General features: G+C 71.6%; 14 protein-coding genes. 8 read left to right on the forward strand and 6 right to left on the reverse strand.

Annotation, left to right across the window (positions count from 1 at the left end; all coding sequences use genetic code 11):
• Nucleotides 1-34: 34 nt before the first annotated feature.
• On the forward strand, nucleotides 35-883 hold the full coding sequence (locus VFC33_15865) for an MBL fold metallo-hydrolase (GenBank protein HZR14715.1): 849 nt from the start codon (nucleotides 35-37) through the stop codon (nucleotides 881-883).
• Between the two features lie 2 nt (nucleotides 884-885).
• On the opposite strand, the gene VFC33_15870 is transcribed toward VFC33_15865, so the two are convergent.
• Complete coding sequence (locus VFC33_15870) at nucleotides 886-2,118, reverse strand: P-loop NTPase (protein ID HZR14716.1); 1,233 nt, start codon at nucleotides 2,116-2,118, stop codon at nucleotides 886-888.
• Between the two features lie 66 nt (nucleotides 2,119-2,184).
• Between VFC33_15870 and VFC33_15875 the strand changes: the two genes are divergently transcribed.
• The 5 genes from VFC33_15875 (at nucleotide 2,185) to VFC33_15895 (ending at nucleotide 5,676) form a co-directional block, all read left to right on the forward strand.
• Entirely contained in the window at nucleotides 2,185-2,943 is a 759-nt protein-coding gene (locus tag VFC33_15875; protein ID HZR14717.1) for a helix-turn-helix domain-containing protein, read from the forward strand.
• Between the two features lie 24 nt (nucleotides 2,944-2,967).
• On the forward strand, nucleotides 2,968-3,318 hold the full coding sequence (gene erpA, locus VFC33_15880; protein ID HZR14718.1) for an iron-sulfur cluster insertion protein ErpA: 351 nt from the start codon (nucleotides 2,968-2,970) through the stop codon (nucleotides 3,316-3,318).
• Between the two features lie 90 nt (nucleotides 3,319-3,408).
• Complete coding sequence (locus tag VFC33_15885) at nucleotides 3,409-5,139, forward strand: 2Fe-2S iron-sulfur cluster-binding protein (protein ID HZR14719.1); 1,731 nt, start codon at nucleotides 3,409-3,411, stop codon at nucleotides 5,137-5,139.
• Nucleotides 5,136-5,528, forward strand: a complete 393-nt coding sequence (locus tag VFC33_15890) for a Rid family detoxifying hydrolase (protein HZR14720.1) — start codon at nucleotides 5,136-5,138, stop codon at nucleotides 5,526-5,528. Before VFC33_15885 ends, VFC33_15890 begins: the two co-directional genes overlap by 4 nt.
• A 4-nt stretch (nucleotides 5,529-5,532) precedes the next feature.
• Nucleotides 5,533-5,676 (forward strand): hypothetical protein, encoded by a 144-nt coding sequence (locus VFC33_15895; GenBank protein ID HZR14721.1) that lies wholly within the window; start codon nucleotides 5,533-5,535, stop codon nucleotides 5,674-5,676.
• Nucleotides 5,677-5,688: 12 nt separating this feature from the next.
• Here VFC33_15895 and VFC33_15900 read toward each other — a convergent pair whose 3' ends face one another.
• From VFC33_15900 to VFC33_15910, 3 genes are all read right to left on the reverse strand, one after another.
• Nucleotides 5,689-6,840 (reverse strand): serine/threonine-protein kinase, encoded by a 1,152-nt coding sequence (locus tag VFC33_15900; GenBank protein HZR14722.1) that lies wholly within the window; start codon nucleotides 6,838-6,840, stop codon nucleotides 5,689-5,691.
• Between the two features lie 73 nt (nucleotides 6,841-6,913).
• Nucleotides 6,914-7,630 (reverse strand): response regulator transcription factor, encoded by a 717-nt coding sequence (locus VFC33_15905; GenBank protein HZR14723.1) that lies wholly within the window; start codon nucleotides 7,628-7,630, stop codon nucleotides 6,914-6,916.
• Between the two features lie 81 nt (nucleotides 7,631-7,711).
• A complete protein-coding gene (locus tag VFC33_15910) occupies nucleotides 7,712-9,037 on the reverse strand; it encodes a glutamine synthetase family protein (protein HZR14724.1) in 1,326 nt (441 codons plus the stop codon).
• 235 nt (nucleotides 9,038-9,272) lie between these two features.
• On the opposite strand from VFC33_15910, the gene glnA reads away from it, so the two are divergent.
• Together glnA and VFC33_15920 are read left to right on the forward strand one after the other, a co-directional pair.
• Nucleotides 9,273-10,724 (forward strand): type I glutamate--ammonia ligase, encoded by a 1,452-nt coding sequence (gene glnA, locus VFC33_15915; protein ID HZR14725.1) that lies wholly within the window; start codon nucleotides 9,273-9,275, stop codon nucleotides 10,722-10,724.
• 206 nt (nucleotides 10,725-10,930) lie between these two features.
• Nucleotides 10,931-11,500, forward strand: a complete 570-nt coding sequence (locus VFC33_15920) for a hypothetical protein (GenBank protein HZR14726.1) — start codon at nucleotides 10,931-10,933, stop codon at nucleotides 11,498-11,500.
• A 49-nt stretch (nucleotides 11,501-11,549) separates the two neighbouring features.
• Here the strand turns inward: VFC33_15920 and VFC33_15925 are convergent, their stop codons facing one another.
• A complete protein-coding gene (locus VFC33_15925) occupies nucleotides 11,550-12,248 on the reverse strand; it encodes an ANTAR domain-containing protein (protein HZR14727.1) in 699 nt (232 codons plus the stop codon).
• Between the two features lie 40 nt (nucleotides 12,249-12,288).
• The gene (locus tag VFC33_15930) at nucleotides 12,289-12,600 is read right to left on the reverse strand and encodes an STAS domain-containing protein (protein HZR14728.1); all 312 of its coding nucleotides are present in this window, start codon (nucleotides 12,598-12,600) and stop codon (nucleotides 12,289-12,291) included.
• Nucleotides 12,601-12,728: the final 128 nt, after the last annotated feature.

Below are 12,728 nucleotides of genomic sequence, written 5' to 3' on the forward strand. Positions count from 1 at the left end.
CGCAGCTCCCGAGCGTCGTCCTAGGTGTGGCCTGATGCCCGACATGACACCCGGGGTCCCGAGCGCGTTGTCGCCGCTCGTTCGGCGGATCGTGGCGCCGAACCCGGGGCCGATGACGGGGCCGGGCACCAACACGTACCTCGTCGGGATCGACGAGGTCGCGGTGATCGATCCGGGGCCCGACGACGCGCGCCACGTCGACGCGATCATCGGCGCGTCGATGCGCGAGCGCGTCCGCTGGGTCGTTCTCACGCACACGCACCCCGACCACATGCCGGCCGCGACGCGCGTCGTCGAGGCGACGGGCGCCGAGGTGCTCGCGTACAGCAATCGCCTGCAGCCCGGTGCGGGCGAGGGCGAGGTCATGGTGCACGTCGACCGCACCATCGGTGAGGGCGACGTGATCGAGGGCACCGAGTGGGGCCTGGAGGTGCTGCACACGCCCGGTCACTCGCCCGACCACCTGTGCTTCCTGCTCGAGGAGGAGCGGGTGCTGTTCACGGGCGACACCGTCCTCGACGGGACGACGAGCGTCGTGAACCCGTCTCGCGGCGGCGACCTCGCGCAGTATCTCGCGACGCTCGAGCGGCTCCGCAAGATGCGCATCTCACGGATCTGTCCGGGGCACGGTGACGTCATCGACGAGCCGCGCGCGCGGCTGACCGAGTACCTCGAGCACCGCGCGATGCGCGAGAAGCAGGTGCTCGCCGTGCTCGCCGACGGCCCGGCCCGCATCCGCGACATCGTCGAGCGCGTGTATCCCGACATCGTTCCCGAGCTGCAGGAGATGGCGGGCAACCAGGTGTACGCGCAGCTCCTGAAGCTGCGTGCCGACGGTCGCGTGCTCGGCCGCGACACGCGCTCGATCTGGAAGCTCGCGTAGCGCTACTTCGCGGGCACCGGGCCGAGCTTCGCCTCCGCCAGCTCGAAGATCCGTGCGGTGCAACCCGCCATCTCGATCGGCGGCAGCAGCTCGCCGCTGACACGTGCCGCCAGCCGGCGGAACGCGTCGGCGGCCGCGCTCTGCGGCGCGTCGAGCACGACGGGCCGCCCGCGGTCGCCACCCGTCGACACCGCCGGCTCGAGCGGGATCTCGCCCACGAGCGGTGCGCCGATCTCCGTCGCGAGCGCGGTGCCGCCGCCCTCGCCGAACACCGCGAACGACTCGCCCGACGGCGTGACGAACCGGCTCATGTTCTCGACGACGCCCACGACCTTCATGTACGACCGGTGCGCCATGTCCGCGACGCGCACCGCGACCTTCTGCGCCGCGAGCGCGGGTGTCGTCACCACCAGCATCTCGGCCTGCGGGAGCAGTCGCGCGAGCGCCATCTGGATGTCGCCCGTGCCCGGCGGCATGTCGACGAGCAGGTAGTCGAGGTCGCCCCACCGGACCTTCACGAGGAATTCCTCGACCGCCTTCGCGAGGATCAGGCCCCGCCACATCAGCGCGGTGCCCTCGTCGTCGACGAGCAACCCCATCGACACGACCTTGAGCAGCCCGCTCGTGCCGTCGCCGGGGACCTCGACCTCGTGCGGGTGGATCTTCCCGTCCGCACCACCGAGCCGTCCGCCGACGCCGAGCATCCGCGGGACGCTGAACCCCCAGATGTCGGCGTCGAGCACACCGACCGTGCGGCCCTCGGCCGCGAGCGCGGCCGCGAGGTTGACGGTGACCGACGACTTGCCGACACCACCCTTGCCGCTCGCGACGGCGAGGACGCGCGCCGTCGCCGGGACCTCGGTGGGCTGCGCCTGCTCGCGCGCGTTCCAGCGCGCGCGCTGCATCACGGCGCGCTTCTGCTCGGCGGTCATCTCGCCGTACTCGACGCGCACGTCGGTGACGCCGGGCAGCGCGCCGACCTTCGACTCGACCTCGGCCTTGATCTGCCCGCGCAACGGGCAGCCCGCGGTCGTGAGCGCGACCGTGACGGTCACCGTGCCGTCCGCGGCCACGTCGACGTCGCGGACCATGTCGAGCTCCACGACGTCCGCGCGCAGCTCCGGATCGATCACGCCGCGCAGGACCCGCCGGACGGCGTCCGCGGGCGGCGGGGGCGCGCTCGTCCGGTGGATCGGGGCGTCGGGGTCGTTCGGGTCGACGTGGTCGGGGCTCATGCCGTGCGGCTCAATAAACACAGTCTAAGGCTTGGAAATGGGGGTGCTGGCAGGTACCGTCACGATGTGGGTCTCGACGTTCGCCGCGACGATCGGCCCGACGATCGCCGCGACGATCGCCGCGACGATCGCGCCGAAGCCGGCGAGAGCGCCGGTCTCGACATCGACGTCCTGAAGGCGCTCGGTGACGAGACCCGGTACGCGATGTACCGCGTGATGGCGTCGGCCAGCTCGCCGCTGTCCGCGCAGGAGCTCGCCGAGGGCCTCGGTCTGCACCCGAACACCGTGCGGCTCCACCTCGAGCGTCTGCGCGAGGCGGGCCTCGTCGAGGTCGAGGCCGTCCACCGCGGGACGGTCGGGCGGCCCCAGCACCGCTACTCGCTGGCGCCGGGCGCGCCCGGGCTCGGGCTCGACCCACCCGCCCACGCGGTGCTGGCCGGCCTGCTCGCGGCGCTCGCGACGCGGGCGGGCGCCGCCGGCGACGACGCCGCGCGGACGGGGTTCGCGTGGGGCGCCGAGGCGGCCAAGCGGACGCGCACCCACAGCTGCCTCCGGGCGCTGCAGGCCGAGCTGACGCGCCTCGGCTTCGACCCGCTCGCCGCCCGCGACGATCCCGGCGAGGCGGGGACCCGGATCGAGTTCCTCCGCTGCCCGTTCCGCGAGCTCGCCGAGGCCTATCCCGAGCTCGTGTGCCAGCTCCATCGCGGCTTGTGCGAAGGCGTGGTGAGCGCCGTCGGCGGGGGAAGAGTCGAGGAGTTCGGCGCGTTGCACGACAACGAGCCGTGCCACGTCGTCGTGGCCCCTGGGTATCCTGAATCCGACTGAGACGTCCCCCGAGGAGCGACATCGATGTTCACCGTCACCGACGCCGGAGCCGTGTTCAGCCTCACTGACGCCGCCGCCGAGAAGGTGAAGAACCTCATGGCGGCCGAGGAGAACGGTGAGACGCTGGCGCTGCGGGTCGCCGTTCGGCCCGGCGGCTGCTCGGGGTTCAGCTACGAGATGTTCTTCGACAGCGACGTCGCCGCGGACGACGCCGTCTCGGAGTGGAACGGCGTGAAGGTCGTCATCGATCCCGCCAGCGCGCCGATGCTGCAGGGCGCCACGCTCGACTACCGCGACGGCCTGCAGGGCGCGGGCTTCGCGATCAACAACCCGAACGCGACACGCAGCTGCGGCTGCGGTCAGTCGTTCTCGTAGCCGAGCAAGCCCAGCAGCCCGCCGACGCGCCGGCTCCGCCGCGCGCGGATGTTCGCGGCGTTCGCGGAGGGCCCCGTATCCTCCCGCGAGATGTCGGAGACGCTCGAGTTCACCTGCGACGGCCGGCCGGTGACCGTGCCCGTGGAGCCGGGCGAGACGCTGCTCACGGTGCTGCGCGAACGGCTCGGCGTCCGCTCGGTGAAGGACGGCTGCGCGCCGCAAGGCCAGTGCGGGTGTTGCACGGTACTCGTTGACGGCGATGCGCGCGTCGCGTGTGTGACGCCCGCGACCCGGGTGGCCGGCCGGTGCGTCACGACGGTCGACGGGCTCGATCCGGGCGTGCGCGACGCCTTCGCGGGCGCGTTCGTCGCGACGGGTGGTTCGCAGTGCGGGTTCTGCACGCCGGGAATCGTCGTCCGGTGCGCGGCCGCGGTCGCGAAGGGACGGAGCGCACCGGCCGAGGTCGATCGCGCGCTCGCCGCGCACCTGTGCCGGTGCACGGGCTGGCAGACGATCCGCGAGGCCGTCGAGTGTGTCGGCCGTGGCGACGCCCACGTCGAGGCCCGCGCGCGGGATCTCGACGCTGCCGGCGCGCGCGCGACGCTCGAGGGCGGCGTCGCGCAACGCGTCGGGACGGATGTCGTGCTCGGGCGGGGCGGCTTCGCCGACGACACCGCGCCGGCGGACGCGCTCGTCGCCGTCCCGCTGCCGCCCGGTTCCGGCGCCGACGGCATCGAGGCCGAGGGATTGGACTGGGTCGTCGCCGACTCGTTGCACGAGGCGCGCGCCCGCGCGGGAAAGGTGCAGGGGCGCCGTACGACGATCGAGGAGCGACCGCCGATCGCGCTGCCGGACCCCTGGGACGGCGGGGTGCGCCTCGCGACGAGCTGGGTCGAGCCCGCGTACCTCGAACCCGACGCGTCGTGGTGCGCGCCGGCTGGTGATCCCGCGTCGCCCCTCGCGAACGGTGGCGCGTTCGGCGGGAAGGCAGATTCCGTTGCGCCGGCCGCGGCCCGCGCGCTCGCCGATCGCTTCGGGCGTGCGGTGCGCGTCGTGCTCTCGCGCGAGGACGCCGTCCGTCTCGGCGCCAAGCGCCCGCCGATCGCGGCGCGCGCCCGCTACACCGACGGTGTCGTCGAGCTCGACGGCCTCGTCGCGCGCGGCGGCCGCGCCGCCTTCGAGGCTCTCGGCGCGTCCAGCCCCGGCCCCGCGCCCGTGCGCGCCTCGTGGCACGAGGTCGCGGTGGTGGGGCCGCCGGTCGGAACCGCGTTGCGCGCGGTGGGTCTCGCGGAGTCGGCCGTGCTCGTCGCGGGAGCGCTCGCAGAGGCGAGTGTCGAGCCGTCTGCGCTCGTCGGTGACGGACGGACTGCCGACGTCGCGCTCGACACGGTCGTGACGACGGGGGCGGGTGCGCTCGCCGGCGCGCGCGTCTCGCTCGATCGGGACGCGGCGGCGATCGATGCCGTCACCGTGCGGGTCGCGGCGGGTGACGCGCTCGACGCCGTCACGTTGCGCTCGTACGTGATCGGCGCGGCGCACATGGCGCTCGGCTGGGTGCTGTCGGAGGCGATCGCGGTGGACCCGGACACCGGCGACGTGCACGACCTGACGATCCGCTCGTTCGGCATTCTGCGCGCGCGTGACATGCCGCGCGTCGACGTCGAGATCGTCGACGACCCCGGACCGCCGCTCGCCGTGGCCGACGCCGCGTTCGCGGCCGTCGCGGCCGCGACTTGGAACGCGATCACTCGCGCCGACGGCGCGCGGCCCGAGACGTTCCCGGTGCGCACCACGCGCGTCCACACGAGGAGCCCGCGATGACGGTCGAACCCGTGCCCACCCCGAGCGCGCCGCCCGTGGCCGGGCCCTACGCACCCGCGGTGCGCGCGGGCGACTGGCTGGTGCTCGCTGGCCAGCTCGGTCTCGATCCCGCTACCGGACGCCTCGCCGAAGGAACGCGCGCGCAGGCCGAGCAGGCGATGCGCAACGTCGAGGCTGTCCTGCGCGACTGCGGCGCGTCGATGCGCGACGTCGCGAAGACGACCGTCTTCGTGACCGATCTGGGCGACTTCGCCGCCGTCAACGACGTCTACGGCGCGGCCTTCGCGGACCACCGTCCTGCGCGCAGCACCGTGCAGGTCGCCGCGCTTCCCGGTGGCGCGCGCGTGGAGGTCGAGGTGTGGGCGTACGTGCCGCACGGGCTAGGGTGACGGCGTGCTCGGCGTCGTCGTGATCGTGGTCGCGATGGTGATCGTGATGCCCGTCATCCTGTTCCTCGTCGGCGGGCTGTGGAGCGCGCTGATCGGGTGGATGCTCGCCGACGACGCCGACGAGCGCGCCGAGGGTCAGCCCGCGTAGCTGCCCGCGCGGTCAGTCGCCGCCGCCACCGTCTCCGTGCCGCCCGTGTGTGCTGCCGTCGTGGCCTCGCGGGAGCTTCGTCTCGGGGCGCGCGCGTCGGGGTGAGGTCGTGACGACGACGGGCTGCACGGTCGTCGGCGGCGGAGCGCTCGTCGTGGTCGTCGTCGTCACCGAGCTGCGCGTCGTGCGCGGCGGCGGTGATGCGGGCGCGTCGCCGCCGTGTGCCGCGACGAGCGAGCCGGTCAGGGCGGCGACCGCGAGCGCCGCGGTGCCGAGCAGCGCGACCGTCCGCCGGCGGCGGCGCGAGCCTCGCCGCTCGCCGACGACGGGGAGCGGCGCGGTCGTGCTCGCCGGTGACAGCGTCACGGGCGCGGTCGCCGTTGCTCCGAGCGCGGCGAGCTCGCCCGCGACGTCGCCGGCGGTGGGCCGCGTCGACGGATCGCGCGCGGTCATGCGACACAGCAGCGCCGCCCAGCGCTCGGGGACGTTCGTGGGGAGCTCGGGGTCCCGGACGAGCCGCGCCACCGCGACCTCCCCGGCCGGGCCGTCGAACGCGCGCCGGCCGGTGAGACACTCGATCATCACGAGCCCGAGCGCGTAGACGTCGACCGCGCTCGACGCGGCACGCCCGTCCACCTGCTCGGGTGCGAGATAGGCGGCGGTCCCGACGGTCATGCCCGTCGACGTCAGCGCGACGTCGCCCACCTTCGCGATGCCGAAGTCGGCGAGCTGCGCGTGGGAGTCGTCGGTGACGAAGATGTTGCCCGGCTTCACGTCGCGATGGACGATGCCGCGCGCGTGGACGTATGCGAGCGCGTCCGCGACATCGGTCGCGATGCGCGCGGTCTGCTCGGTCGTCAGCGGGCCCGACCGAAGACGGTCTGCGAGCGTCGGCTCCTCGCGGAGCTCGAGCACGAGGAAGCGGCCCTGGTGCTCGTCGGTTCCCGCGTCGAGGAGTCGTACGAGGTTCGGATGGTGGAGCGCGGCGAGGGTCTGGACCTCACCGTCGAAGCGCGCGCGGTCACCGTCCTCGCGCAGGATCTTGACCGCGACGTCGCGCTCGAGGCGCGCGTCGATTGCGCGGTGGACGTCGGCCATGCCGCCGCGCGCGAGCAGCGCGGTCAGGCGGTAGCGGCCGGCGAGGACGGGCGGGGGCGACGACATGATGCTCGGCTCCCAGCTGTACCCGCGGTCGGTGCCGGCCGAACGCGCGGGCCGGTGTCCCCGGGGTGACAGGCTACGAGACGTCGGCGGGCGTGGCGTCGGTGCCCGGGAGCCAGCGCGCCTGGCCGAACCGGTAGCCCACCGACCGGACCGTCTGGATCAGCGGTGCGTGCTCCTCGCCGAGCTTCGCCCGCAACCGTCGGACGTGCACGTCGACCGTGCGCGCACCGCCGTAGTACTCGTATCCCCACACACGCGACAGCAGCTGCTCGCGCGTGAACACCTTGCCCGGGTGCAGCGCGAGGAACTTCAGCAGCTCGTACTCCATGTACGTGAGGTCCAGAGGCCGCCCACCGAGCCCGGCCTGGTAGGTCTCGAGGTTGAGCACGAGCTCGCCGTACTCGACGATCTCCGGCCGGCTCGAGTGACCGGCGCGCCAGAACAGGTGTCGCAGACGGGCCTCGACCTCCTGCGGGTGGAACGGTGACAGGCAGAAGTCGTCGAAGAGGTCTTCGCGCAGCTCGAGCTCGCTGAGCTGCGCGCCGCTGACGAGCAGGAGGATCGGCTCGACCGCGGTGTCGCGCCGGCGCAGCACACGACACACCGCGAACGCGTCGTCCGGCGACGCATCCGCGCACACGACCGCGCCCAGCCAACCGTCGGACGGCTCGTAGCGCGTCGCGCCCGCGGCGTTCGCGATGGCCTTCCACCGGTACCCGCACAGGTCCAGCGTCTGCGCGAGCAACGGCGGGGCCGGATCCGGGAAGACGCACAGTGCACCGGTCGCCATGTCGGGCACTATGCCTCCGCTCCCGGCGCGCGCGGTGCCGCTTCCCGGGGCGACGTCCGTCTGACGGCTCGCTCGCTCATCTCAGAGGATCCCGAGGTACCGGTCGATCTCGAACGGCGTCACGTGTGCCTTGTACTCCTCCCACTCCTCCCGCTTGTTGCGGATCATGTAGTCGAAGAGGTGCTCGCCGAGGGTTTCCGCCACGAGCTCCGAACCCTCCATGACGTCGACCGCCTCCTTGAGCGACTGCGGGAGCGCACCGATGCCCTCCGCGGCCCTTTCTTCGGCGGTCATCTCGTAGATGTTGTTCGTCGCCTCGGGTGGCAGCTCGTAGCCCTCGTCGATGCCCTTCAGCCCGGCGGCGAGCATGACGGAGAACGCGAGGTACGGGTTGCAGGCGGGGTCGGGCGAGCGGAACTCGACGCGCGTCGAGCTCTCCTTGCCCTTCTTCGCGAGCGGCACGCGTACGAGCGCCGAGCGGTTGTTGCGCGCCCAGCAGATGTAGACGGGCGCCTCGTAGCCCACGACGAGACGCTTGTAGGAGTTCACCCACTGGTTCGTGACCGCGGTGATCTCGCGCGCGTGGCGGAGGAGTCCGGCGATGAAGCACTTGCCGACCTTCGACAGGCCGTGCTCGTCGCCGGGGTCGTGGAACGCGTTGACGTCGCCTTCGAACAGGGACAGGTGCGTGTGCATGCCGGAGCCGAACGACCCGGTGATGGGCTTCGGCATGAACGTCGCGTAGACGCCGAGGTCCTGCGCGACCTCCTTGACGACGAGACGGAACGTCATCACGTTGTCCGCCATCGTCAACGCGTCGGTGTAGCGCAGGTCGATCTCGTGCTGGCTCGGGCCGAGCTCGTGGAAGCTGTACTCGACGGGGATGCCGAGCGCCTCGAGCGTCAGGAGCGTCTGCTTGCGCAGCTCGCTGACCATGTCGAGCTGGGTGAGCTCGAAGTACCCGCCGCGGTCGAGCGGGATCGGCTGGTCGGGAGAGCGGAAGTAGAAGAACTCCATCTCCGGCCCCGCGTAGAACGTGAAGCCCTTCTCGCGCGCGCGATCGAGGTTGCGCTTCAGCACGTAGCGGGGGTCGCCGTCGAACGGTTCACCCGAGAGATGGCAGATGTCGCAGAACATCCGCGCGACGGGCGCGTCCTCGCCGCGCCACGGGACGATCTCGAACGTGGACGGGTCGGGCCGCGCCAGCATGTCGGCTTCCTGCACGCGGCTGTATCCCTCGATGGCGGAGCCGTCGAACGTCATGCCCTCTTCGAGCGCGACCTCGAGCTCGGCCGGTGTGATGGCGAAGGACTTCATCGTGCCGAGGACGTCGGCGAACCAGAGGCGTACGAACCGCACGCCGCGTTCCTCGACGGTCCGCAGCACGTAGTCGAGCTGGCGTTCCATGGCGCGCTCCTCGGATCACACGGGGCCCGACCTGAAGTGTTGCACCTGGCATCGGCGTCACCGCCGGTCCGCCCGACCCCGCGCCGGCGCGTTAACAGAGCGTTCATCGAGGGGCAACGGACGCGAAATCGCCGGCTGCCAGCTTCATCCTCGGCGGGGCGCGCCCTGGCTCCGTCACGGGTGGTGGGGCCCGGCCTACGCTCCCGCCGTCCCGGACCCGTGGACGATCCCGTGGATGGAGGTATCGACGGTGGAGCAGCGCACACCCGGCGACGTCGTGAAGATGCTGAAGGACGAGAACGTCGACGTGATCGACGTCCGGTTCTGCGACCTGCCGGGCCTGATGCAGCACTTCTCCGTTCCCGCGCACGAGCTGACCGAGGACGTGTTCGAGGACGGGCTCGGCTTCGACGGCTCGTCGATCCGCGGCTTCCAGGAGATCCAGGAGTCCGACATGCTCCTGGTTCCCGACGCGAACACCGCGGTGATCGACCCGTTCCGTCAGCACAAGACGCTGAACATCAACTGCTACGTGCGCGACCCCGTGACTGGTGAGGCGTACAGCCGCGACCCGCGCTACATCGCGCGGAAGGCCGAGGACTACTTGCGGGGCACGGGTCTCGCGGACACCGCGTACTTCGGGCCCGAGGCGGAGTTCTACATCTTCGACTCCGTGCGCTTCGACCAGAACCAGTACTCGGGCTACTACTTCGTCGACTCGGTCGAGGGCGTGTGGAACTCGGGTCGTGAGCGCGAGCTCGACGGTTCGCCCAACCTCGCGTACAAGCCCCGTTACAAGGAGGGCTACTTCCCGGTCCCGCCCATGGACCAGTTCCAGGACCTGCGTTCCGAGATGGTCCGCGTCCTCGAGCAGGTCGGCATCGCGATCGAGGTGCAGCACCACGAGGTCGGCACCGCCGGTCAGGCCGAGATCGACATGCGCTTCGACACGCTCGGCGTCATGGCCGACAAGCTGATGCTCTACAAGTACGTGGTGAAGAACGTGGCGCGTCAGGCCGGCTACTCGGTGACGTTCATGCCGAAGCCGATCTTCATGGACAACGGCTCGGGCATGCACGTGCACCAGTCGTTGTGGAAGGGCGGTGAGCCGCTGTTCTTCGACGAGAAGGGCTACGCGGGCCTGTCCGACATGGCGCGCTGGTACATCGGCGGGCTGCTGCGTCACGCGTCGTCGGTGCTCGCGTTCTCGAACCCGACGACGAACTCCTACAAGCGGTTGGTGCCTGGTTACGAGGCGCCAGTCAACCTCGTGTACTCGCAGCGGAACCGGTCCGCGTCGGTCCGCATCCCGCTCTACTCGAAGAGCCCGAAGGCGAAGCGACTCGAATTCCGCTGCCCCGACCCGTCGTGCAACCCGTACCTCGCGTTCTCCGCGATGCTGATGGCCGGGCTCGACGGGATCGCGAACCGCATCGAGCCGCCGACACCCGTCGACCGCGACCTGTACGACCTCGCGCCCGAGGAGCTCGCGAAGGTACCGCAGGTTCCGGGGTCGCTGAACGAGAGCCTCGCCGCGCTCGAGGCCGACCACGAGTTCCTGCTCGCGGGAGGCGTGTTCACGCCGGACGTGATCGACACGTGGATCACGTACAAGCGGGTGAACGAGATCGACCAGGTGCAGCTCCGCCCGCACCCGTGGGAGTTCTACCTCTACTACGACATCTAGCTCAGGAGACGACAGCCTCGCTGACGTGCCACTCGCGAGCCGCGCCTCGAAGCGTCCGGATATGACTGACGATTGGCGGCGTCGCCGTCAGGGTATGGGTCGGGTGCCCCGGGGGCGGGGACGAGCTGAGCACGGGCGGGACGAGGCATGCACGACGCGACCGATTCGGGTCGCCAGCGTTCGCGTACACGCGCGGGAGCGACAGCGTGAGCACACGACGCTCGCGCCGGCGATCACGGCGCGCTCGTCTCGCGACGGGTGACCGGATCTTCCTCGGATCGGCACTCGCCGCGATCTTCGCGTTGGTCGCGCTGGGTGCCGTGCTGACGTGGCGCGCGGGTGATCACGGTGGCGTCCAGGTCTCGGGCGAGCGCGTCGCGCGCGAACCGTCGACGACGACTGCGCCGTCGACGCCGCCGACGTCGCGCCCGCTCGCGCAGGCGGTGCCGGCGCCCGCGTCCTTCGCGGCCGACGCGTCCCCGCCGAACCCGGATGCGGCGCTGCCGTTCCTCGCTGCGATCGCGGCGCGTCACACGATCCTGCGGACACAACGCACGTCGGTGACGACCGTCGCGTCCGGGCGGCCGGCTGTGATCACGACGACGCCGGCCTCCGCGCCGCCGAGCACCACGACGACGACCGCGCCACCGACCACGACGACCACTGCGCTGACCACGACAACGACGACCGCGCCGCCGACCACGACGACTACGGCGCCGCCGCCGACGACGTCCACGAGCACGACGTCCACGACCGTCCCGACAGGCGCGCCCTGACCTCGCGCGTCGTCGGAGTCCACATGGCGCGCGACTGCTTACGAGCGACTCACATCGAGGTCGGTTCGCGGCCGTGCGCGATGTCGTCGGCGACGTCGCGGAGGCGACGGTTGAGTCGTTGCGACGCGTGCGTCAGCAGGCCGAACGCCTCGTCGGCGTCGACGCCGGTGCGGGCCATGATGATGCCCTTGGCCTGGCCGATGACGTCGCGTGTCGCGAGCGCCTGCTCGAGGTTGAACGAGCGCTCGTGCTGCTTCGCGGCTGCGATCGCGACGCCCGCGTGTGCGGCGAAGACCCCGCCGACGATGCGCGAATGCTCCGTGAACCCGAACGGCTTCGTGGAGTACAGGTTCAGCGCGCTGTGCTCGTCGTCGCCGCCGGGGAGCTGGAACGACAGCGAGCTGTGCACGCCCAACCGCAGAGCCTCCCCGGTGAACTCGGGCCACCGCGACTCCTGACCGAGGTCCGCGCTCTCGATGATCCGCTGCTCGCTGATCGCCTCGAGACACGGTCCTCGGCGTGCGCGCTCTTGCACCTTGTCGAGCCGGTGTGCGACGGCGTCCGTGCCGGCCGGAGTGCTGATCCGGCCGCGCGCGACGAGCGACGATCCCGCGTGGTCGCAGCCGTCGACGGTGTGCAGCGCGAGCCGGCAGATGCGGTCGAGTGCCCCGCCGACCGTCCGCTCGGCGAGCAGAACGCGCGCGATCCGGTCGAACGCCTCCGGCAGCTCGCGCTCCACGGATTGCACCGGTCGACTCTCCTCGTGTCCCAACGCAACCCGCCGCGCGTCAGCGTTCGACGGTCAGGAGCTCGTCGAGCCCGGTCAGGACGAGGAGGCGCTCGACGGGGGTGCTCGGTGACACGAACACGACGTGGAAGCCGCAGCGCTGTCCTTCGCGGTGCCACCTGACGAACGCGTTCAGCGCGGTCGAGTCGGCGAAGTCGACGTCTGACAGGTCGACGCGAACGACGGCCGGGTGGTGGGCGATCGCGCGCCCGAACGCATCGTCGAGCGCGTCGACCGTGCCGAGATCGATGTCGCCGTGGACGGGGACGGTCGTGTCGTGAGGTCCTCGCCAGTCGTTTGCGAACGCTTCCATCCGACACCTCCGGTCGGGACTGGACGACGCCCGCTGCTGGACACCATCACGCGGATCCGTCTCAGTGTGGCACGTGAGAACGGTGGGGTGCATCACGTGGATCACAACGGCCCGACAACGTCGGCGGC

It is taken from the genome of Acidimicrobiia bacterium (genome assembly GCA_035651955.1).
Classification (GTDB): domain Bacteria; phylum Actinomycetota; class Acidimicrobiia; order IMCC26256; family JAMXLJ01; genus JAMXLJ01.

Excerpts from the sequence above, each read along its gene's own strand:
- VFC33_15910 (HZR14724.1), bottom strand. The coding sequence starts at position 9,037 with ATGGAACGCCAGCTCGACTACGTGCTGCGGACCGTCGAGGAACGCGGC.
- VFC33_15865 (HZR14715.1), top strand. The coding sequence starts at position 35 with ATGCCCGACATGACACCCGGGGTCCCGAGCGCGTTGTCGCCGCTCGTT.
- erpA (HZR14718.1), top strand. The coding sequence starts at position 2,968 with ATGTTCACCGTCACCGACGCCGGAGCCGTGTTCAGCCTCACTGACGCC.
- VFC33_15905 (HZR14723.1), bottom strand. The coding sequence starts at position 7,630 with ATGGCGACCGGTGCACTGTGCGTCTTCCCGGATCCGGCCCCGCCGTTG.
- glnA (HZR14725.1), top strand. The coding sequence starts at position 9,273 with ATGGAGGTATCGACGGTGGAGCAGCGCACACCCGGCGACGTCGTGAAG.
- VFC33_15870 (HZR14716.1), bottom strand. The coding sequence starts at position 2,118 with ATGAGCCCCGACCACGTCGACCCGAACGACCCCGACGCCCCGATCCAC.
- VFC33_15930 (HZR14728.1), bottom strand. The coding sequence starts at position 12,600 with ATGGAAGCGTTCGCAAACGACTGGCGAGGACCTCACGACACGACCGTC.
- VFC33_15890 (HZR14720.1), top strand. The coding sequence starts at position 5,136 with ATGACGGTCGAACCCGTGCCCACCCCGAGCGCGCCGCCCGTGGCCGGG.
- VFC33_15900 (HZR14722.1), bottom strand. The coding sequence starts at position 6,840 with ATGTCGTCGCCCCCGCCCGTCCTCGCCGGCCGCTACCGCCTGACCGCG.
- VFC33_15885 (HZR14719.1), top strand. The coding sequence starts at position 3,409 with ATGTCGGAGACGCTCGAGTTCACCTGCGACGGCCGGCCGGTGACCGTG.